The 19,943-nt window shown below is 69.1% G+C and carries 20 protein-coding genes; 12 read left to right on the top strand and 8 right to left on the bottom strand.

Features of this window, described 5'->3' with window-relative positions:
* Positions 1–150: 150 nt before the first annotated feature.
* From AAG565_RS14890 to AAG565_RS14905, 4 genes are all read left to right on the top strand, one after another.
* Positions 151–324, top strand: coding sequence for a rubredoxin (locus tag AAG565_RS14890; RefSeq protein ID WP_348820434.1), 174 nt, complete (start codon positions 151–153; stop codon positions 322–324).
* Between the two features lie 3 nt (positions 325–327).
* Positions 328–645, top strand: coding sequence for a pyrimidine/purine nucleoside phosphorylase (locus AAG565_RS14895; RefSeq protein WP_348820435.1), 318 nt, complete (start codon positions 328–330; stop codon positions 643–645).
* A gap of 100 nt (positions 646–745) precedes the next feature.
* Entirely contained in the window at positions 746–1,954 is a 1,209-nt protein-coding gene (gene ubiM / locus AAG565_RS14900) for a 5-demethoxyubiquinol-8 5-hydroxylase UbiM (protein ID WP_348820436.1), read from the top strand.
* Complete coding sequence (locus AAG565_RS14905) at positions 1,951–2,979, top strand: ribonucleotide-diphosphate reductase subunit beta (protein ID WP_348820437.1); 1,029 nt, start codon at positions 1,951–1,953, stop codon at positions 2,977–2,979. Before ubiM ends, AAG565_RS14905 begins: the two co-directional genes overlap by 4 nt.
* Here the strand turns inward: AAG565_RS14905 and AAG565_RS14910 are convergent, their stop codons facing one another.
* The 4 genes from AAG565_RS14910 to AAG565_RS14925 form a co-directional block, all read right to left on the bottom strand.
* Positions 2,980–3,516, bottom strand: a complete 537-nt coding sequence (locus AAG565_RS14910) for a hypothetical protein (protein WP_348820439.1) — start codon at positions 3,514–3,516, stop codon at positions 2,980–2,982.
* A gap of 110 nt (positions 3,517–3,626) precedes the next feature.
* Positions 3,627–4,418 (bottom strand): alpha/beta hydrolase, encoded by a 792-nt coding sequence (locus AAG565_RS14915; RefSeq protein ID WP_348820440.1) that lies wholly within the window; start codon positions 4,416–4,418, stop codon positions 3,627–3,629.
* A 34-nt stretch (positions 4,419–4,452) separates the two neighbouring features.
* On the bottom strand, positions 4,453–6,066 hold the full coding sequence (locus AAG565_RS14920; protein WP_348820441.1) for a Na/Pi symporter: 1,614 nt from the start codon (positions 6,064–6,066) through the stop codon (positions 4,453–4,455).
* Complete coding sequence (locus AAG565_RS14925) at positions 6,057–7,481, bottom strand: DASS family sodium-coupled anion symporter (RefSeq protein WP_348820442.1); 1,425 nt, start codon at positions 7,479–7,481, stop codon at positions 6,057–6,059. Before AAG565_RS14925 ends, AAG565_RS14920 begins: the two co-directional genes overlap by 10 nt.
* An 84-nt stretch (positions 7,482–7,565) precedes the next feature.
* On the opposite strand from AAG565_RS14925, the gene AAG565_RS14930 reads away from it, so the two are divergent.
* Positions 7,566–8,366 (top strand): DUF2189 domain-containing protein, encoded by an 801-nt coding sequence (locus tag AAG565_RS14930; RefSeq protein ID WP_348820443.1) that lies wholly within the window; start codon positions 7,566–7,568, stop codon positions 8,364–8,366.
* Here AAG565_RS14930 and AAG565_RS14935 read toward each other — a convergent pair.
* Entirely contained in the window at positions 8,348–9,103 is a 756-nt protein-coding gene (locus tag AAG565_RS14935; protein WP_348820444.1) for a ribonucleoside-diphosphate reductase, read from the bottom strand. The two genes, AAG565_RS14930 and AAG565_RS14935, sit on opposite strands and share 19 nt — an antisense overlap.
* Positions 9,104–9,116: 13 nt before the next feature.
* Complete coding sequence (locus tag AAG565_RS14940) at positions 9,117–11,192, bottom strand: adenosylcobalamin-dependent ribonucleoside-diphosphate reductase (RefSeq protein WP_348820445.1); 2,076 nt, start codon at positions 11,190–11,192, stop codon at positions 9,117–9,119.
* Positions 11,193–11,368: 176 nt separating this feature from the next.
* Here AAG565_RS14940 and AAG565_RS14945 point away from each other — a divergent pair, with 176 nt between their 5' ends.
* From AAG565_RS14945 to AAG565_RS14965, 5 genes are all read left to right on the top strand, one after another.
* The gene (locus AAG565_RS14945; protein ID WP_348820446.1) at positions 11,369–12,496 is read left to right on the top strand and encodes an NAD(P) transhydrogenase subunit alpha; all 1,128 of its coding nucleotides are present in this window, start codon (positions 11,369–11,371) and stop codon (positions 12,494–12,496) included.
* Positions 12,497–12,498: 2 nt separating this feature from the next.
* A complete protein-coding gene (locus AAG565_RS14950) occupies positions 12,499–12,810 on the top strand; it encodes an NAD(P) transhydrogenase subunit alpha (RefSeq protein ID WP_348820447.1) in 312 nt (103 codons plus the stop codon).
* Positions 12,811–12,819: 9 nt separating this feature from the next.
* Positions 12,820–14,241: an NAD(P)(+) transhydrogenase (Re/Si-specific) subunit beta gene (locus AAG565_RS14955; RefSeq protein ID WP_348820448.1), complete on the top strand. Its 1,422-nt coding sequence runs from the start codon at positions 12,820–12,822 to the stop codon at positions 14,239–14,241.
* Positions 14,242–14,350: 109 nt separating this feature from the next.
* Positions 14,351–14,800: a cyclic nucleotide-binding domain-containing protein gene (locus AAG565_RS14960; protein ID WP_348820449.1), complete on the top strand. Its 450-nt coding sequence runs from the start codon at positions 14,351–14,353 to the stop codon at positions 14,798–14,800.
* Positions 14,801–15,064: 264 nt separating this feature from the next.
* On the top strand, positions 15,065–15,796 hold the full coding sequence (locus AAG565_RS14965; protein WP_348820450.1) for a queuosine precursor transporter: 732 nt from the start codon (positions 15,065–15,067) through the stop codon (positions 15,794–15,796).
* Here AAG565_RS14965 and AAG565_RS14970 read toward each other — a convergent pair.
* On the bottom strand, positions 15,741–16,667 hold the full coding sequence (locus AAG565_RS14970; protein ID WP_348820451.1) for a DMT family transporter: 927 nt from the start codon (positions 16,665–16,667) through the stop codon (positions 15,741–15,743). The genes AAG565_RS14965 and AAG565_RS14970 overlap by 56 nt on opposite strands.
* Positions 16,664–17,476: a sterol desaturase family protein gene (locus tag AAG565_RS14975; protein WP_348820452.1), complete on the bottom strand. Its 813-nt coding sequence runs from the start codon at positions 17,474–17,476 to the stop codon at positions 16,664–16,666. The genes AAG565_RS14970 and AAG565_RS14975 overlap by 4 nt, the downstream gene beginning before the upstream one ends.
* Here AAG565_RS14975 and AAG565_RS14980 point away from each other — a divergent pair.
* Both AAG565_RS14980 and AAG565_RS14985 read left to right on the top strand, forming a co-directional pair.
* Complete coding sequence (locus tag AAG565_RS14980; RefSeq protein WP_348820453.1) at positions 17,475–17,756, top strand: hypothetical protein; 282 nt, start codon at positions 17,475–17,477, stop codon at positions 17,754–17,756. The two genes, AAG565_RS14975 and AAG565_RS14980, sit on opposite strands and share 2 nt — an antisense overlap.
* On the top strand, positions 17,753–19,921 hold the full coding sequence (locus tag AAG565_RS14985; protein ID WP_348820454.1) for a primosomal protein N': 2,169 nt from the start codon (positions 17,753–17,755) through the stop codon (positions 19,919–19,921). Before AAG565_RS14980 ends, AAG565_RS14985 begins: the two co-directional genes overlap by 4 nt.
* The last annotated feature ends 22 nt before the right edge of the window (positions 19,922–19,943 follow it).

The following is a 19,943-nucleotide window of genomic DNA, read 5'->3' on the forward strand; positions in this document are numbered from 1 at the left end:
AGATCAAGGTCATCAAGCGCATGGCCTACGGCTTCCGCGACGACCACTACTTCTTCCTCAAAATCCGCGCAGCGTTCCCCGGAATTGGGTGAAGAACCTTTTTTTTGGCGTAACATGCGCGGCCTTTTCTGCACCACCCGCGAGAGTTCCATGCAGTACAAGAAGTGGCGCTGCCTGATCTGCGACTTCGTCTATGACGAAGCCAAAGGGCTTCCGGACGAAGGGATCGCCCCCGGCACGGCCTGGGCCGACGTCCCGGAATCCTGGACCTGCCCGGACTGCGGTGCGTCCAAGGCCGATTTCCAGATGGTCGAAGTGGACTGACCGATGACCGCTCCGCAGTTCGACGGCGTCTCCGTCGTCAAGAAGGCCAACGTCTATTTCGACGGCAAGTGCGTCAGCCACACCGTGCTGCTGCCCGACGGCACGCGCAAGAGCGTCGGCGTGATCCTGCCCTCGACCCTGCGCTTCACCACCGGCGCGCCGGAAGTCATGGAACTGCTCGGCGGCCGCTGCCGCGTGCGCCTGGCCGGCAGCGACGCCTGGACCGAGTACCGCGGCGGCCAGTCGTTCGCGGTGCCGGGGCAGTCGGCCTTCGACATCGAAACCCTCGAAACCCTCGACTACGTCTGCCACTTCGGCTGACGCCGCGATTCACACCGGCGACCGGCCGGCACTGACTCAGGTCAAGGTTCGACCTTCCCGCGGATTCCTAGGATCGCCCCGCCATCAGTGGGGGATCGGGATGTCGGGCCACCAGGACGTGTTGATCATCGGCGCCGGGCCGGCCGGCCTGGCGCTGGCCTGCGCGCTTGCCGATCGCGGCCTTGCGGTCACGCTGCTGGAACGGCAAGCGCGCGCCGCGCTGGCCGCGCCGCAGGACGACGGCCGCGAGATCGCGCTGACCCACCGCGCCGTCGGCATTCTCGAAACGCTCGGGCTGTGGCAGCGCTTCGATACACGGGACATCGCGCCGATCCGCGCCGCGCGCGTCCTCGACGGCACCTCGTCGGGCTACCTGGGCTTCGAACCGTCCGGCTCCGGCCTCGATGCACTCGGTTATCTCGTTCCCAATCACGTCATCCGCAAGGCGGCCTTCGACGCGGCGCTGTCACGGCCTTCGGTCCGCCTGCGTGATGACGCGCGCATCGAGCACCTCAGCGTCGATGCCGACGCGGCGCGCGTGCAGCTGGCGGGCGGCGAAACCCTGAGCGCGCCGCTGCTGGTCGCGGCCGACAGCCGCTTCTCGGACACGCGCCGCCAGCTGGGCATCGGCGCCGAGCAGCGCGACTTCGGCCGCACCGTCATCGTCTGCCGGCTCGCGCACGATGGCCCCGCCGACAGCATCGCCTACGAGTGCTTCGGCTACGGCCGCACGCTGGCGATGCTGCCGCTCAACGACCGGCAGGTGTCGGCCGTCGTCACCGTCTCGTCCGATCAGACCGGAGCCTTGCTGCGCATGCCGCCCGGCGCGTTCGCCGCGAGTCTGCAGCAGCAGTTCGGCACGCGGCTGGGCAGGCTGCGGCTGATCGGCGAGCGCTATTCCTATCCGCTGGTCGCGGTCTATGCGCACCGCTTCGCGACGCAGCGCGCCGTACTGATCGGCGACGCGGCGGTCGGCATGCACCCGGTCACCGCGCACGGCTACAACCTCGGCCTGTACGGCGTGGACAGCCTCGCGCGCACTCTCGGCAACGCACGCCAATGCGGACAGGACCTCGGCGATCTGGCCGTGCTGGCCCAGTACGAGCGCGAACATCGCCGCGCCAGCCGGCCGCTGTACCTGGGCACCAACGCGCTGGTCGGCCTCTACACCGACGAACGCGCCCCGGCACGCCTGCTGCGCGGTGCGGTCTTGCGCATCGCCGAGCGCCTGCCACCGCTCAAGGCGGCCATCACCCACCAGCTGACCGGCACGCGCCGGTCTTCCATCACGCCGCCGATCCTCCGATGAACGCACGACTGACCGATTTCGAACCCGCCAGCGGCGTCCTCAACGGCCGCGCCGGTGGCGAAACCACCATTCGTCCGCAGTACCGCTGGGCCTGGGACAAATACCTGCACGGCTGCGCCAATCACTGGATGCCGCAGGAGATCAGCATGGCCGCGGACATCGCGCTGTGGAACGATCCGCGCGGCCTGACCGACGACGAGCGCCAGATCGTCAAGCGCAATCTCGGCTTCTTCTCCACCGCCGACTCGCTCGCGGCGAACAACATCGTGCTCGGCACCTACCGCCACATCAGCAGCCCCGAATGCCGGCGCTACCTGCTGCGCCAGGCCTTCGAGGAAGCGCTGCACACCCACGCCTACCAGTACATCATCGAAAGTCTCGGCCTCGACGAAGGCGAGATCTTCAACATGTACAACGAGGTGCCGAGCATCCGCGACAAGGCCGCGTTCCTGCTGCCGTTCATCGACACGCTCACCGACCCGGCCTTTCGCACCGGCACGCCGGCCGACGACCAGCGTCTGCTGCGCTCGCTGATCGTCTTCGCCTGCATCATGGAAGGCCTGTTCTTCTACGTCGGCTTCGTGCAGATCCTCGCACTCGGCCGCCGCAACAAGATGGTCGGCGCCGCCGAGCAGTACCAGTACATCCTGCGTGACGAGTCCATGCACCTGAACTTCGGCATAGACCTGATCAACCAGATCAAGCTCGAAAATCCGCAACTGTGGACGGAGTCTTTCCGCGCCGAGATCCGCGGCCTGCTGGAACAGGCCGTCGAACTCGAATACCGCTACGCCACCGACACGATGCCGCGCGGCGTGCTCGGCCTCAACGCGGACATGTTCGCCGATTACCTGCGCTACATCGCCAACCGCCGCTGCGTGCAGATCGGCCTCGACCCGCTCTACGCCGATGCGGGCAATCCGTTTCCGTGGATGAGCGAGCTGATCGACCTGAAGAAGGAGAAGAACTTCTTCGAGACGCGTGTCATCGAATACCAGGCCGGCGGGGCGCTGAGCTGGGATTGATCACGAATCGCCGCAGAACTCGTAGATGCGGAACTCGTTGCCGCTGGTGGCGTTGACCACGATCTGCAGGCTGTTGAATTCGAGGGTGGTCTCGAACCAGACGTAGGTCGTCGCCGCGGTGGCACCGCCGGTGCTCGTGGTGCTGAGCGCCGCACCGCTGAAGGACTCGCGCTGCACGCCGTCCTGCAGCGTCGTCAGCGTCACCGACTCGACACTGGCGCCTCCGAGGAAGCTCATCAGCGCGCCAGCCTTCGATCCGACAGGAAAACCCGGCCCGCTGTAGGTGTCGGTGATCGTCGTCGTGCGCTGGCCGAGCGGGACGATCGCTGCCGCATAGGAACCCTGGTTGCGGTCGGCCACGGCGTCCGGGTTCTCGGTGGTGCATTGCTGGCAGAACGTCGCCACCGAGGTCGAACGCACCTCGCCCGGCATGTAGGCGCAGGAATAGCCGCCACCACTTCCGCTGTCGCCCCCGCCGCCGCAGGCCGACAGCAGTCCCGCAAGCGCCGTTGCGGCGCCCGTGATTCCCGTCTTCATGTTTCCCTCCGTCCCTCTGGAAGTGATCGCTGCCTTGGTGTCCGACAGTCGAGTGAACGGCGGTTATGCTATCCCACCCCCCCCCCCCGCGGTGTCCATTAGCCGGATGGCTAATACCCTCGATCCGCCGCGGCCTGGGCTATGGCGCGCCGGCCGCGGATCGCGCCGATCACGCGCTCGGTCGCGGCGAGGAAGGTTTTCCAGTCGTGCGCGCCGGGGATCTCGATGTAGTGCGAGTCCGGCAGCGCCGGCGCGATCAGGCGCGAGGTCTGCAGCAGGCGGTCGTGGTCGCCGCAGATCAGCCAGACCTGCTGGCGGCGCTGTTCGTCCTCGCTCCAGCGCTTGACCACGCGCCACATCTCGCGCTGGTAGTTGTCGGCGTCGATCGCCGCCGGAACCTCGCCGGGCTGCCATTGCGCGATACCGCCGGCCGCGGCGATCTCGTCGATCAGCTTGCGGTCGCCGGCCCACGGCGCCAGCAACACCAGGCCGTCGGCCGCGCCGGGATGCGCGTACTCGTAGAACAGCACGCCCATGCCGCCGATCGACGCGCCGGCCAGCCAGACCTGCCGGTAGCCCTGTGCGCGTGCCGGCGCGATGACATCGGCCTGCAGACGCTCGACGATGTTGCGTTCCTTGTAATACGCGAAGGTCGCGTTGGTCAGCAGCACGTCGGCTTCCGGCCAGTGCCGGTGCACGGCCTCGGCGATGCCCTGCTGGCGCATGTCCTCGGCCGCATTGCCGAAACCCGGCAGCACCACGACCAGTGTGCGCTCGGCTTCGGGCTGAGGTGCAGCGACGAAGATGCCGGTGATCGGCTTGCGCGCGTCGCCGATGGTGATGCAGCCGGAAAGCAGCACGGCCGGCACGGCCAGCGCCAGAAGTCGAATGACGGTTCTCATCGGACGGTCTCCAAGCCTCACCGCAGTCATGCACTCAAACGGACCGGGGGGTGGCAGCGGGCATTGGCCCATGCGCGCCAGACACCGCCTTGGCCGCCTGCTGCAAGCCCCGGCGCAGCGCACTGTAGCGACGCAGCGCGGCCTCCATCACGGTCAGCTTGACGATGCCGGCTGCACCGTCGGCGAGCAAGCGCACCTTGAGTCCCTCGTAAGCGCGTTCCATCTGTTCGAGCGCGGCAGCCAGGTCGTGCAGGCAGGACGGCAGTTGCAGCGCTTCGATCTGGTCGAGCAGCCGGATCCCGGCGTCCACGAAACCGTCCTGCGCGTGCTGCGCGCCGGCGGACAGGAGGGTGCCGGTGCTCAGCGCCGCCGCGGCCGCGACCTGCTCGCCGGCGGTCTCGTGGTAGCGCAGCGCACGCAGGACGCCAGCCAGGTGCTCGCTGGTCGCCTCGGACATCGCTGCCCGGCTCATGCGCTCGACGAAGGCCTGCGCCGCGGCGTCGAGCCGGACTGCGACGGCCTGATCGGGCGCCAGTGCGGTCGTGCCGGCGCCGTCGAGCACGGCGCGCAGCATGCGGCGCACCAGTGCACCGATGCGCGCGACTTCACGCTCCAGCGCATCGACCGCCAGCGTCGGCACGCCCAGCGTGGTGTCATCGAGATAGCGCGGCGCGCCCTCGTCCTCCTCGCGCACGCGGAAGCGGTGTTGCAGCCACACCGTCAGCCGCCCGGCGAACGGCCACATCAGCAGCACGCCGAGCACGTTGAAGATCGTGTGGAACAGCGCCAGCTTGGCCGCCGGGTCGCTGGGCAGGCCGAGGGCCGCGCGCAGCTGCGCGAGCGCGTCGATCAGCCACGGCAGCAACAGCAGCGCGACGACGCCGGTGACGACGTTGAAGATCACGTGCGCGGCGGCGGCGCGGCGTGCGTTCGAGGTGGCCGCGGCGGCGGCGAGCACCGCCGTCACCGTGGTGCCGATGTTGGCGCCGATCACCACCGCGGCGGCGCCCTGCGGCGTCAACAGGCCGCCCTGCGCGGCGGTCAGCGCGATGGTCATCGACGCGCTCGACGACTGCATCAGCACGGTCAGCAGCGCGCCGATGCCGACCTGCGCGACGACCGCGGTCGCGCCGCTGCCCTGCGGCAGGCTCACCTGCGCGGCCAGCCCGCTGAACGAGTCCTGCAGCAGCGCAATGCCGAAGAACAGCAGGCCGAAGCCGGCGATCGCCTCGCCGACGGCGCCGCGCCGCGTGCCGGTGCCGGTCACGCGCAGGGCGACGCCGATGCCGATCAGCGGCAGGGCCAGCGCCTCGACCTTGAACTTGAGTCCGAGCAGGGCGACGATCCAGCCGGTCATCGTCGTGCCGACGTTGGCGCCGAACAGCACCCATAGCGCGCCACCCAGGCCGAGCAGGCCGGCGTTGACGAAGCCGATCGCGGCCACGGTCACCGCGCTCGACGACTGCACCAGCGCGGTGACCAGGATGCCGGAACCGAGCGCGTGCCAGCGCGTGCGCGTCGCATTGGCGAGGATGCGCTCCAGCGAAGGCCCCGCCGCGAGCTTGAGTCCCTCGGTCATCATCAGCATGCCGAGCAGGAACAGGCCCAGCCCGCCGGCGAGGCCGGCGACGATCTCGTTCACGGCCATCGCGATGCGCTCCACACCCCGGCCGTCAGCGTGATCCCGCAGGCCAGGTTCAGCCACAGGCCGCAGCGCATCATCACCGACTGCGGCACGCGGCCGGTCGCGAACACGATCGCGTTGGGCGGCGTCGCCACCGGCAGCATGAAGGCGCAGGAGGCGGCGATCGCCACGCCGGCCGCCGCGGACTGCGGCGACAGGCCGAGCGCGAGCACCGCCGGCAGCAGGATCGGCAGCACCAGCGCGGTGCTGGCGGTGTTGCTGACCAGTTCGGTCAGGAAGATCACGAACAGCAGCACCGCGCCGAGCAGCAGGATGCGCGGCGCATCGCCGAGCAGCGCCAGCACCTGTCCGGCGAGAAAACCGCTGGCACCGCTGGACTGCATCAGCTCGGACAGCGCCAGGCCGCCGCCGAACAGCAGCAGCACGCCCCAGTGCGCGCGCGCCTCCAGCTCGCGCCAGCCCAGACAGCCGCTCGCGACCAGCGCGACGAGCGCACACAGTGCGACGACGGTGTCGCTGTCGGCACCGACGCCCAGAACCCGGGCCAGTGGCGCGCCGCCGATCCAGCCCGCCACCGTCAGCGCGAAGATCGCGACCGTGGCACGGCGCGGCCCGTTCCAGGCGATCGTGGCCTCGTGCACGACCGCGCCGCCGTCGAAGCGCGGCCTGAGCCGCCACCATAGCAGCGCCATCATCAGCGGCCACAGCAGCAGCGCGGCGGGAAGTCCGTAGCGCAGCCATTGCGCGAAGCCGATGCCGGCCTGCGCGGCGGCGATCGCGTTCGGTGGGCTGCCGATCAGCGTGGCCATGCCGCCGATGCTGCAGCTGTAGGCCAGCGCCAGCAGCACGAACACGGTCTCGCGCGAACCCGGCGCGGTGCCGGCAGCGGTATCCGGCGGCGTGGCGTCGTCGCGCAGCAGGCCCAGCGCCAGCGGCAGCATCATCGCCGCCGTCGCGGTATTGCTGATCCACATCGACAGCGCCGCCGCCAACGCACACAGCAGCAGCACCGCGCGCGCCCGGTCGTTGCCGGCTGCGCGCATCACGCGCAGCGCGAGCGCGCGGTCCAGGTTCTGCGCCTGCAGGGCCGCGGCCAGAGCGAAGCTGCCGAGAAACAGGAAGATCACCGGATGCGCGAATGGCGCCAGCGCGGCGCGCGGCGTCGCCAGTCCGGTGAGCGCGGCGAGCACCGGTACCAGCAGCGCCGTGACCGCCAGCGGCAGCGCCTGTGTCATCCACAGCCCGCCGGTCAGGACGAACAGCGCGAGGCCGGCACGCAGCGTCGCCGGCTCCGGCGCGAGCCCGTAGGTGGCCGCGGCCAGCACGACGCAGACCGCCGCGCGCAGCGCGCGCGTGTGCAGCGTCGGTTCCGCGGATTCCGTGCCGGCCGGCGGCGCGACGGATGAATGCAGGTTCATGCCGCCATGCTAAGGCAGGTCGCCGCCCGTTGACGCCGGAATCGCGGATCGCCCATAAGTGCGGGGGTAGCGGGGATGCCACGCATGACGACGCCTGAACAACCGGATGCGCTGCCTTTCGTCGCGCCGTGCCGCACCGTGCCGGCACTCGCGGCCTTCGGCTGGCTGCGTCTGGGCTGGGCCGATCTGCGCCGCGCGCCGCGCCAGAGCCTCTGTTACGGACTGGTCATGGCGCTGATGAGCTACGCGATCACTGCGCTCACCTGGTGGTGGGGCGACCTCGGCCTGTACCTGGGCCTGCTCTCCGGTTTCGTGTTCGTCGGTCCGTGGCTGGCGCTGACCCTGTACGCGATCAGCATCCGCCTCGACCGCGGCGAGCCGGTCGGCCTGCTGCGCAGTCTCGCCGATGCGCGCCAGCAGCTCGGCAACGCGATGGTGTTCGCGATGATCCTGACCGTGGTGTTCCTGGTCTGGGCGCGGGCGGCGACGATCCTGCACGTGTTCTTTCCCGACAGCAGCGCGCGCAGCCTTCACGATCTGGCCTGGTTTCTCGGTATCGGCAGCGCGGTCGGCGCGCTGTTCTGCGCGATTATCTTCGCCGCCAGCGCGTTCTCGCTGCCGATGCTGATGGACCGCAAGGTCGATACCGTCACCGCCGTCGTCACCAGCGTCAACGCCGTGCTGCGCAACAAGCCGGCGATGGCCGTCTGGGCGGCGGTCATCGTCGCCTGCGTGCTGGTCGGCGTGCTGACCGCCTATCTCGCCTTCATCGTGCTGCTGCCGCTGCTCGGCCACGCGACCTGGCACGCCTACCGGCAGACCATTGATACGGCGCGCTGGCCGCCGGTACGTGAGTCGGCGCCGGCTCACCCGCACTTCGAATAGCCGCAATCCAGGCAGGTCGGGCAGCCGTCCTTCATCACCATGTCGCCGCGGCAGTTCGGGTCCGGGCACTGGCCGACGACGGCGTGTGCATCCAGCATCGGCACAGCAGGGGCGTCGACGCTGACGTGTGGGTTATCGACCGGCAGCGCGTCGCGGTAGTAGCGTGTGCGCGCGTAGTGCTCGGCCAGCGCTTCGACCGGGCGCTCGTTGCCCAGCTCGTCGAGAAAGCCGCGCTTGTGCAGCTCCTGCTGGATCGCCCAGGCGATCGCGGCGACTTCGGAATCGTGGACCAGCCCCTTGCCGGACTTGGTCTTGCCGTACCACACCGGACCCCGGTCCCAGGACACCTTGCGCAGGTCCGCCAGCGCCTTGATCAGGAAGCCACCGCGCGCAGCCAGTGACAACGTGCGCATCGTCGCCGACACCCACTGGTGCTCGGCCGCGGTCTGGCCGGCGGGCACGAAGAACTCCAGCGGCCGCTCGATGCACACCGGCTGGCCGTTCATGCGCCCGCAGACGACGCCGAAGCCGATGACGAAGTAGATCGTCTTGCGCCCGCTCGACGAGGTCAGCGTGATCTTGGTCGTCGTCGATTCCCAGCTGCCCTCCTCGCGGCGGTCGATGCGCAGGGTCAGCGGGTTGACGTCCTGCGTTGTGGCGGCCGGCGGCGCTTCGCGGGACACCGACCAGCCGGTGATGCGCCGGTCGATGCGGGTGACCTTGTCCTTCTTCGTCATGCGCCGTGCTCCATCAGAGCTTGCCGTAGAAGCCTTCCTTCAGGGCATCGTACAGATTCGCGGCAGTGTAGGTGCCGCCTTCGTACTCGACCCGGGCGTTGCCGGGCAGGCGCACCGTCGTGCCGTCGTCGAGGCGGAATTCGTAGGTCGTCTGCGCCAGGTCCTGGTCGGCGACCAGCACGCCCTGGTGCACTTCGGGATTGAAGCGGAAGGTCGTGCAGCCCTTGAGTCCGCGGTCGATCGCGTAGTGATACAGATCCTTGAAGGACTCGTAGTCGATGTCCGACGGGACATTGATCGTCTTCGAGATCGACGAGTCGATCCAGCGCTGCGCGGCCGCCTGCACGTCGATGTGTTCCCTCGGATCGGTGCCCGCCGCGGTGCCGGAGAAAGCCTGCGGCAGATGTTCGGCATCGACCTGGGCGTCCACGGCAAACCGGTAGGCGAGCAGCTCGTAGGACTCCATGCGGATCGCGCGCTTGGCCTTCTCGCCGGGCACGATCATGTTGCGCGTGTAGCTGTGCGCGAAGCTCGGTTCGATGCCGTTGCTGGCGTTGTTGCCGACCGATGCCGCCATCGTCCCGGTCGGTGCGATCGAGGTCGCGTGCGTATAGCGCGCGCCGACATCGGCCAGCTCGCCGACCAGCGCCGGCTCGATCTCGGCGAGACGCTGGAAGTAGCGCGAATAGCGTGCGTGCAGCACGCGCCCGGGCAGCCGGTCGCCGGCCTTGTATCCATCGCGCGCCAGTTCCGGCCGCAGCGCCAGATGCGCGGGCGTGACCTCGTGTTCGGCGGCGAGCACCGGCGCCGGTCCCTTCTCGCGCGCCAGCGCCAGTGCCGCGTGCCAGTTCTCGACGGCCAGCGCGCGTGTCACGCGCTCGGTGAACTCGACCGACTCCTTCGAGCCATAGCGAATGCCGAGCATCGTCAGCGCCGAGCCCAGACCCAGGTAACCCATGCCGTGCCGGCGCTTGTTGAAGATCTCGTCGCGCTGCTGCGGCAGCGGCAGGCCGTGGATCTCGACGACGTTGTCGAGCATGCGCGCGAACACGCGCGTGACTTCGGCATAGGTGTCGAAATCGAACTGCGCGTCGGCGGTGAAGGGCTTCTTCACCAGGGCGGCCAGATTCACCGAGCCGAGCAGGCACGATCCGAATGGGGGCAACGGCTGTTCGCCGCATGGATTGCTCGCGCGCAGGTGTTCGCAGAACCACAAAGGGTTCATGCGATTCATTTCATCGATGAGAAGAAAGCCCGGATCGGAATACGCGTACGTCGAACGCATGATCAGATCCCACAGCGCGCGCGCAGCGACACGTCTATAGACACGGCATGCGGTTTCACCGCGTTCGTTGACGGTGTACTGCGGTTCGCGCAGCGGCCAGCGACGCCAGACGATCTCGCCGGCCTTCTCCTCGTCGCTCAGCGCCGGGAAGGCCAGCGCCCACTCGCGGTTCTCGCGCACCGCGGCGATGAACTCGTCGCTGATCAGGCAGGACAGGTTGAAGGCGCGCAGCCGGCCGGCCTCGCGCTTGGCGACGATGAAATCCTCGATGTCCGGATGGCCGATGTCGAGGCAGCCCATCTGCGCGCCGCGGCGACCGCCGGCGCTGGACACCGTGCGGCAGATCGCATCGAACACGTCCATGAACGGCAGCGGTCCGCTGGTGGTCGCGCCGGCGCCGGACACCGGCGCGCCGCGCGGCCGCAGCGTCGAGAAGTCGTAGCCGATGCCGCAGCCGGCACGCAGCGTCAGCGCCGCCTCGGACGCCGCCTGCATGATGCCGGCCATCGAATCCTCGATCGTGCGCGACACCGTGCAGTTGATCGTCGATACGCCCGGCTTGTGATCCTCGGCACCGGCATTGGCCATGATGCGGCCGCCCGGAAACGCGTAGTGCAGGGTGCGATAGAACAGCTCTTCCCAGCGGTCCGGCTGTGCCTCGACGCGCGCGAGCGTGTGCGCCAGGCGGCGGCGCATGCCGTCGAGGGTCTCGCCGGGCAGGAAATACTTGCTGCGCGCGATCAGCTCGCTGGCCTCCTGCAGCGGCAGCGGCGGCAGATCACGGAGCGGCGTGCGGGTTTTCATCTTCGACCTGCGGCAGTGGCCTGCCGTCATCCTACGCCGGTCGGGCGGCGCTGACCGCCCCGAAGCGGCCGGCAACGGCCCGTCGGGCTGGGTGTTATTCCTCAGTCCTTGGGCTAGACTTTGCGGCCGCCCCGGGGGGACCGGGGGCCGAACCAGTCTCACAAGGGGAGCCGTAGATGGCGGTCAAGATTGCCGTGCTCAAGGAAACGCGCGCGAACGAGCGGCGCGTGGCCATGGTGCCAGCCGTTGCCGACAAGCTGGCGAAGCTGGGCTGTGCGATCCACATGCAGGCCGGCGCCGGCGCCGACAGCCGCATCCCGGACAGCGCATTCAAGAATGTCACCTTTGCGGCCAATCCGCAGGGGCTGGTGTCGGACGCGGATATCGTCGTCTCGGTGCAGCCGCCGCCGGCCGAGGTGATCGCGGCGATGAAGGAGGGCGCGATCCTGCTGTCCTTCGTCTATGCGCACCGCGAGCCGGAACTGGTCAAGCTGATGCGCGACCGCAGGATCACCTGCTTCGCGATGGAACTGGTGCCGCGCATCACGCGCGCGCAGGCGATGGACGCGCTGTCGTCGCAGGCCGCGCTGGCCGGCTACTACGGCGCACTGCTGGGTGCGACCAATCTCGCGCGCATCCTGCCGATGATGACCACCGCAGTCGGCTCAATCCGGCCGGCCAAGTGCCTGGTGATGGGGCTGGGCGTGGCCGGTCTGCAGGCGATCGCCACCGCGCGCCGGCTCGGCGCGATGGTCGAGGGCTACGACGTGCGTCCGGAGACCAAGGAACAGGCCGAGTCGCTGGGCGCCAAGTTCGTCGATACCGGCGTCGATGCGCGCGGCGCCGGTGGCTATGCGCGCGAACTGACGCAGGAAGAGAAGGACAAGGTCGCCGCGGTCGTGACCAAGCATATCCAGCAGGCGGACCTGATCATCACCACCGCTGCGATCCCCGGCCGCCCTTCGCCGAAGCTGATCAGCAAGGCGCAGGTCGATGGCATGAAGAACGGTGCGGTGATCGTGGACCTCGCTGCGGAAGGCGGCGGCAACTGCGAGTACACCAAGCCGGGCGAGACCGTGCAGATCGGCCAGGTGACGATCGTCGCGCCGCTGAACGTGCCTTCGCTGCTGGCCGAACACGCGTCCGAGCTGTACGCGAAGAACCAGTTCAACCTGATCGAGCTGATGTTCGACAAGGACCAGAAGTTCGCGGTCAACTGGGACGACGAGGTGCTCGCCAAGGCCTGCCTGACGCACGCCGGCGAGATCAAGAACGAAGCCGCGAAGAAGGCGGTCGAGGGCTGAACATGGAATATGCAACCACGATCCTGACGGGCTTCGTCGCCCTCTACATCTTCATGCTCGCGGCCTTCACCGGCTACGAGATCATCGGCCGCGTGCCGTCGATCCTGCACACGCCGCTGATGTCCGGCTCCAACTTCGTGCACGGCATCGTCGTCGTCGGTGCGCTGTGGGCGCTGCTCAATGCCTCGACGGGGCTCGAACAGGCGATCGGCTTCTTCGGCGTGCTGCTCGGCGCCGGCAACGCCGCCGGCGGCTATGTCGTGACCGAGCGCATGCTCGAAATGTTCAAGCCGTCGGACAAGAAGAAAGGCTGAGGAGCGCACATGAACGCAGCATTGATCATCGACGCGGCCTATTTCGCCGCCGCGTTCCTGTTCATCTACGGCCTCAAGCGCATGTCGAGCCCGGTCACGGCGCGCTCCGGCATCGTCGTCGCCGGCTGGGGCATGGTCGTCGCGGTCGTCGCCAGCTTCCTGTACACGCTCGACGTCAACGCGGCGGCGCGGCCGCACCTGACCACCAACGTCATCCTCGCCGCGATCGCGCTCGCGGTCGGCCTGGGCTGGGCGTGGTGGAGCGGCAAGAAGGTCGCGATGACGGCGATGCCGCAGATGGTCGCGCTCTACAACGGCATGGGCGGCGGCGCCGCCGGCACGATCGCGGCGATCGAACTGCTCGGCCACAAGACCCATGGCAGCGTCGGCCTGACGCTGGCGGTGCTCGGCGGCCTGATCGGCTCGGTGTCGCTGGCAGGCAGCCTGATCGCCTGGGCCAAGCTCGACGGCCGCATCAACAAGACCCTGCGCCTGACCGGCCTGCAGGCGATCAACGGCACGATCCTGTTCGTCACCGCCGCGCTCGGTGCCTACATGGTCTATCGGCACGGCGCCGTGTCGATGCCGGTCATCGCGCTGTTCTTCGCGCTCGCGCTGGTGTACGGCGTGATGATGACGATGCCGATCGGCGGTGCCGACATGCCGGTGGTGATCTCGCTGTACAACGCCTTCACCGGCCTGGCCGTCGGCTTCGAGGGCTACGTGCTCAACAACCCGGCGCTGATGATCGCCGGCATGGTGGTCGGTTCGGCCGGCACCCTGCTGACGCTGCTGATGGCCAAGGCGATGAACCGCAGCGTCAAGAACGTGCTGTTCTCCAACTTCGGCGCGGCCGGCGACGAGGGCGCCGGGGAGATCCAGGGCACGATGAAGCCGATCGATGCCGGCGACGCGGGCATCAACATGCGCTACGCGTCCAAGGTCATCATCGCACCCGGCTACGGCCTCGCGGTCGCGCAGGCCCAGCACAAGCTCTACGAGTTCGTGAAGCTGATCCAGGAAGCGGGCGTCGAGGTGAAGTTCGCGATCCACCCGGTCGCCGGCCGCATGCCCGGCCACATGAACGTGCTGCTCGCCGAGGCCGGCGTGCCCTACGACATCATCTACGACATGGAGGACATCAACGCCGAGTTCAAGGAAGCCGACGTCGCCATCGTCATCGGCGCCAACGACACCGTGAACCCGGCGGCGCGCACCAACAAGGCCTCGCCGATCTACGGCATGCCGATCCTCAACGTCGATCAGGCCAAGCAGGTCTATGTCGTCAAGCGCGGTCAGGGCAAGGGCTATTCCGGCGTCGAAAACGAGTTGTTCTTCCGCGACAACTGCAACATGGTCTATGGCGATGCGCAGAAGGTGATGATCGCGATGATCCAGGCGGTCAAGTCGCTGGAAGGCGGCGGTCACTGAGCGCATATCCCATCGCTCCGACCAGGGCCCCCGGAAACGGGGGCCTTTTTCGTGACCTGCGGCGATCGCGCTACGATCGGCGCGACACCGACGCGCAAGGGAGCCTGTCATGAACGACGTCGCCAGCGAGCCAGCATGGACCGCCGCCCTGCGGGCCTCGCCGATCGTGCAGGACTTGCCTGACGAGGTCCTCGCGACGATGGTCCGGCGCGGCCGGACGCTGGAGCTGCAGCGCGCCGATCCGCTGCTGGTGCAGGACGTGCGCGGCGGGCTGGGCCTGTTCATCCTGCTGTCGGGCACGATCGCGATCTACCGCCGCGTCGAGGACGATCTCGACGGCGAGCAGCTGAGCGTGCTGCGGCCGGGCGACTGCGTCGGTGAGTACTCGTTGCTCGACGGCTTGCCGCTGTCGGCGACCGCGCGCGCGCTCGAAGCCGTGCAGCTGTTCTTCCTGCCCAACGCCCAGTTCCGCGCGCTGACCGAAGCCGACCCGCGCGCCGGCTGCATCCTCTACCGCAATCTCGCGCGCCATCTGGTGCGGCGCCTGCGTGCGCTGTGAACGCGTCGCCCCGGCCGGTCGGCGCGCTTAGTGGACCGCGACCCGTCGCTGGGTCATCGCCGGCGGGATACTGATGCGCGCGTTCCGCTATTACGACTTTCTGGTCGCCGGTATGGGTGAGCCGCGCTGCGTCGCAAGCACTGCTTGCGAGCGCGGCGAACGCCAGGGGCTGCGGATGCCCCTGGCCGGATCCACTTGGCGAGGCATGGATGCCGCGCCTAGTGGACCGCGACCCGTCGCTGGGGCGCCGCAGGTGGAATGCTGATGCGCGCGTTCCGCTATTACGACTTTCTGGTCGCCGGCATGGTCGCGGTCCTTCTGTGCTCGAACCTGATCGGGCCCGGCAAAGTCTGCACGATCGAGCTGCCGCTGCTGGGCGCGTTCTCGTTCGGCGCCGGCAACCTGTTCTTCCCGGTCGCCTACATCTTTGGCGACGTGCTGACCGAGGTGTACGGCTACGCGCGCGCACGGCGCGCGATCTGGGCCGGCTTCGGTGCGCTGATCTTCGCGACGGTCATGTCCGCGATCATCCTGCGCATGCCGCCGAGCCCGGACGAGCCGTGGAACGCGACCCTGCAGCCGGCGCTGGAGATCGTGTTCGGCAACACCTGGCGCATCGTCGCGGCGAGCATCGTCGCCTACTGGGTCGGCGACTTCATCAACTCCTACGTGATGGCGAAGATGAAGCTGTGGACGCAGGGCCGGTTCCTGTGGATGCGCACGATCGGCTCGACGATCTGCGGCCAGGGCGCCGACTCGCTGATCTTCTATCCGATCGCGTTCTACGGCATCTGGACCAACGATGCGCTCGCGGCGGTCGTGGTCTTCAACTTCGTGATGAAAGTCTCGGTGGAGGCGGTGATGACGCCGGTGACCTACTTCATCGTCAACCGGCTCAAGCGCGCCGAGAACGTGGACATCTACGATCTCGACACCGCGTTTACGCCGTTCTCGCTGGCCGACAGCGGCGTGCGGCGCAGACTCGACGCCGAGTGAGCGTTCGGTCCGCGCGCATCGCGCGCCGGCACAGCAGGATGCCGCCGAGCACGATGCCGCCACCGAGTGCCTGCTGTGCACCGAAGGGTTCGGCCAGCAGCAGCCAGGCGAACACCGTCGCCGCGACCGGCTGCACCAGCAGGCTCACCGCCGAGAACGACGCCGGCAGGTGCGCGAAGCCGTAGGCGATCAGACCCTGGCCGCCGACATGCGAGAGCAGCGCCAGCCCGCCGAGCAGCAGCCAGTCGCGCGCCGAGGCCGGCCACAGGAGTTCGCCCAGCGCGAGCACGATGGGCAGCGTGCACAGCGCCGCGGCGCTGGTGGTCCAGAACATCACCGCCGGCGTCGAGAACTGTGCGCGGCTGCGGCTCAGCACCAGCAGATAGCCGGCGTAGAACAGCGAGGTGAGGATGGCCATGCCGTCGCCGGCCAGCGTCTGTGCCGAGATCTTCAGGCTGTCCGCCATCAGCACGACGGCGCCGGCCAGCGTCAGCAGCAGGCCGCCGACGAACACGCGGCCGATGCGCTCGCCGAAGGCCAGCCACGCGACCAGCGACACCCACACCGGGGCGAGGTTGGTCAGCAGCGTCGAGTTGGCGACCGAGGTCCAGTGGATCGACTGGTGCCAGACGGCGAGATCGCCGGCGAAGAACGCACCGCCGAGCCAGAGTCCCCACGGCAACCGTGCGGGCTCATCGGCGCGGGGACCCGGGGACGTCAGCAGCCAGATGCCCAGAACCGGCGCGGCCAGCGCGAGCCGCCAGAATGCGACCGCAGTCGGACCGACTTCGGCGAGGCGCACGAAGACCGGCGCGAGGCCGATCAGCGTCGCGCCGGCGATCAGCGCCGGCAGGGCGCGCGCCTCGCTCACGCGCGCGCTTTCCAGTCCTGCAGCGCGCGGTCGTAGTCGCGCACCAGCGTGCCGAACATGCGGTCCCAGATCGGCAGGAAGCCGGCGTAGTTGCCGCGCACGCGGGCATGGTGGAAGTCGTGATGCAGCGCACCGTGCGATCCGGGCAGCCCGTGCGTCGGCGTCCACGGCAAGTCATAGCCGGCATGGCCTTCGGCCGCCTCCCACTGCCGGAACACGATCCAGATCCACAGCAGGGCGACGTGTGCGCCCAGCAGCGCCGGGCCGAGGAAGGCCAGCGAGCCGGTCAGCACGTATTCCAGCGGGTGCATGTAATGGCCGGTGATCGCCCACGGTGCCAGGACGCGGTGATGGCGGCCGTGCACGTGCCGGAGCAGCCAGCGCGTGTGCATCGCGCGGTGCATCCAGTAGTAGAGGAAGTCGTCGAGATAGATGCAGAACAGCAGCTGCAGGACCAGCACCCAGACCGGCGGCAGCGGGCCGGTGTGGATGCCGGACAGACGCATCAGCGGCCAGGCCGCGATGGCCGCCGCGAACATCCAGACGTTGTTGATCAGCCACTGCTGGACCGACAGGCGCACCATGCGCGATCCCTGCACGAGGATGCCGCGCGCCTCGGCTTCGGCCTCGCTCAGTCTCGCGCCGCGCGTGTTCTGAATCTTCCAGCGCCGCGCCCAGGCCGGATCGCGCGCGGCGAGCCAGGTCAGCGGCCCGGCAAAGGCCAGAAACGCGACCATGCTGAGCAGCACCGTGGCCACCGGAATCCACAGGAACAGCGGGTCGGCATAGGCTTCGGACAGGGCTTCCATGACGACGGATTATGCGCGGGTGCGGGCGCCGCGTTCCGCGGCCCTGGGGTATATGATCGGCCGCTCCCGGCGGCTCCTTATACACAGTGACCGTGGAACACGCCTCGCTGTCACAATCAAGACCGGTTCTCGTCAAGATGTCGTCATGTTCGTGGACTTCATTGATTCAATGACGATTATTTCTCTGCCGTCGAAGGGGACGGGAATCGTCTTCGCGGCCTTCCCGCAGGCCTGCGCGGCGGCGCCGGCTTGCATCCACACAGTTATCCACAAGCTTTGACGGTCCTTCTGGCCAGCATCGCGGTGCCGGTTCCGCTGTATCTCAGCTTCGACTACCGCGTCACGGCCGAGCTGGCCGCGAAGCTGCGCCGCGGCTGCCGCGTGCGCGTGCCGTTCGGACGCCGTGAACGGGTCGGCGTCGTCGTCGCACCGCCGCGTGAGACGGGCGCCGATGCCGCGGATTTCCGCCCGATCGGCGCGCTGCTCGACGATGCACCGCTGCTGCCGCCGGACCTGCTCGCGGTCTGCGAGTGGGCGGCGGATTACTACCTGCACCCGCTCGGCGAGGTTTGCGCCACGGCCTTGCCCGGCCGTCTGCGCCGCGGCGCGCCGGCGCAGCTGGAGCGGCCGCGGATCTATGCGCTGACCGCCGCCGGCCGCGCCGCACTCGAGACACTGCCGGCGCGCCACCGGGCACAGAGGGCCCTGCTCGAAACCCTGCAGTCCGGCCCACGCGCCCGCGACGCGCTCGCCTGCGGCGCGGACGTGTTACGTCGCGCGCGGGACGCCGGCTGGATCGAACACGCGGCGACGCTGCCGGGTTCCGCGATCCACGCACCGGCGCCGCCACCGACGCCGGAACAGGCCGCGGCGTTGGCGCAGCTGCAACAGGCCGCCGACGGTTTCGGCGTGCATCTGATCGAAGGCGTGACCGGCAGCGGCAAGACCGAGCTGTACCTGCGCCGCATCGAGACCGCGCTGGCATCCGGCGCGCAGGCCTTGGTGCTGGCGCCGGAGATCGGCCTGACGCCGCAGCTGGTGGCGCGCTTCCGCGAACGCCTGGGCCCCGGGGTGGACAGCTACCACTCGGCGCTGGGCGAGCATGAACGCGAACAGGTCTGGCTGCGCGCGCGCGCAGGCGACGCACGGGTGGTCATCGGCACGCGCTCGGCAGTGTGGCTGCCATTCGCGCGGCTGGGCGTGATCGTCGTCGATGAGGAACACGACACCTCGTACAAGCAGCAGGACGGCTTGCGCTACTCGGCACGCGACGTCGCGATCCTGCGCGCGCAGAAGTGCGGCGTGCCGGTGCTGCTCGGTAGCGCGACGCCGTCGCTCGAGTCGCTGCACAACGCGCGCAGCGGCCGCTACCGCCATATCGTGCTGTCACAGCGCGTGCGCGCGACACCGCCGCCGCGCGTGCGCATCCTCGACGTGCGCGGGCTGCCCCTCGATCACGGACTGTCGCCGCCGCTGATCCAGGCGATCGAACGTCATCTCGGCGACGGCGGACAGGTGCTGCTGTTCCTCAACCGCCGCGGCTACGCGCCGGTGCTGCTGTGCCACGCCTGTGGCTGGAGCGCGCCGTGCACGCACTGCGACGCGCACATGACGCTGCATCGCGGCCGCGGCCTGCTGATCTGCCACCACTGCGCCGCGCAGCAGCCGGCGCCGCGCAGCTGCCCGTCCTGCGGCGCGAGCGCGCTGCTCGCCATCGGCGCCGGCACCGAGCGCATCGAGCAGGCGCTGGCCAACCGCTTCCCGCAGTACCGCGTCGCGCGCTTCGATTCCGACCGCATCACCAGCGGCGCAGCGCTGGAACGCCAGCTCGCCGACATCCGCGAAGGGCGCGTGCAGATCCTGGTCGGTACGCAGATTCTCGCCAAGGGCCACGACTTCCCGGGCCTGTCGCTGGTCGGCATCGTCTCCGCCGACCAGGCGCTGTACGGCAGCGACTTCCGTGCGGTCGAGCGCATGGGCCAGCTCGTCACCCAGGTCGCCGGGCGTGCCGGGCGCGCCGGCCAGCCCGGCGAGGTGTGGCTGCAGACGCACGAGCCCGATCACCCGCAGCTGCGCACGCTCGCGGAAAAAGGCTATGGCGCGCTGTGCGCGCAGTTGCTGCTCGAACGCGAGCAGGCCGAGTTGCCGCCGTACAGCCACCTCGCGCTGCTGCGCGTCGAGTCGCGCGACGCGGGGCTGCCGCTGCGCTTCCTCGAAGCCGCGCAGCGGCTGTTCGCGGGGCACCGCGGCGTCCGCGTCGCCGACCCGATGCCGTCCGGCATGGAACGTCGCGCCGGCTTCACGCGCGCGCAGCTGTTGCTGCAGTCGGCCCGCCGCGCGCCCCTGCACAAGGCGCTGGCCGCCGCGGTGCCCCGGCTCGACCAGCTTCCCGGTGCCCGCCAGGTGCGCTGGTCGGTGGACGTCGATCCCTACGATCTGATGTGAGTCCTGTGACCGCCTTCTCGGT

The sequence above is a fragment of the Fontimonas sp. SYSU GA230001 genome, assembly GCF_040066175.1.
Taxonomy (GTDB): Bacteria; Pseudomonadota; Gammaproteobacteria; order Nevskiales; family Nevskiaceae; genus Solimonas.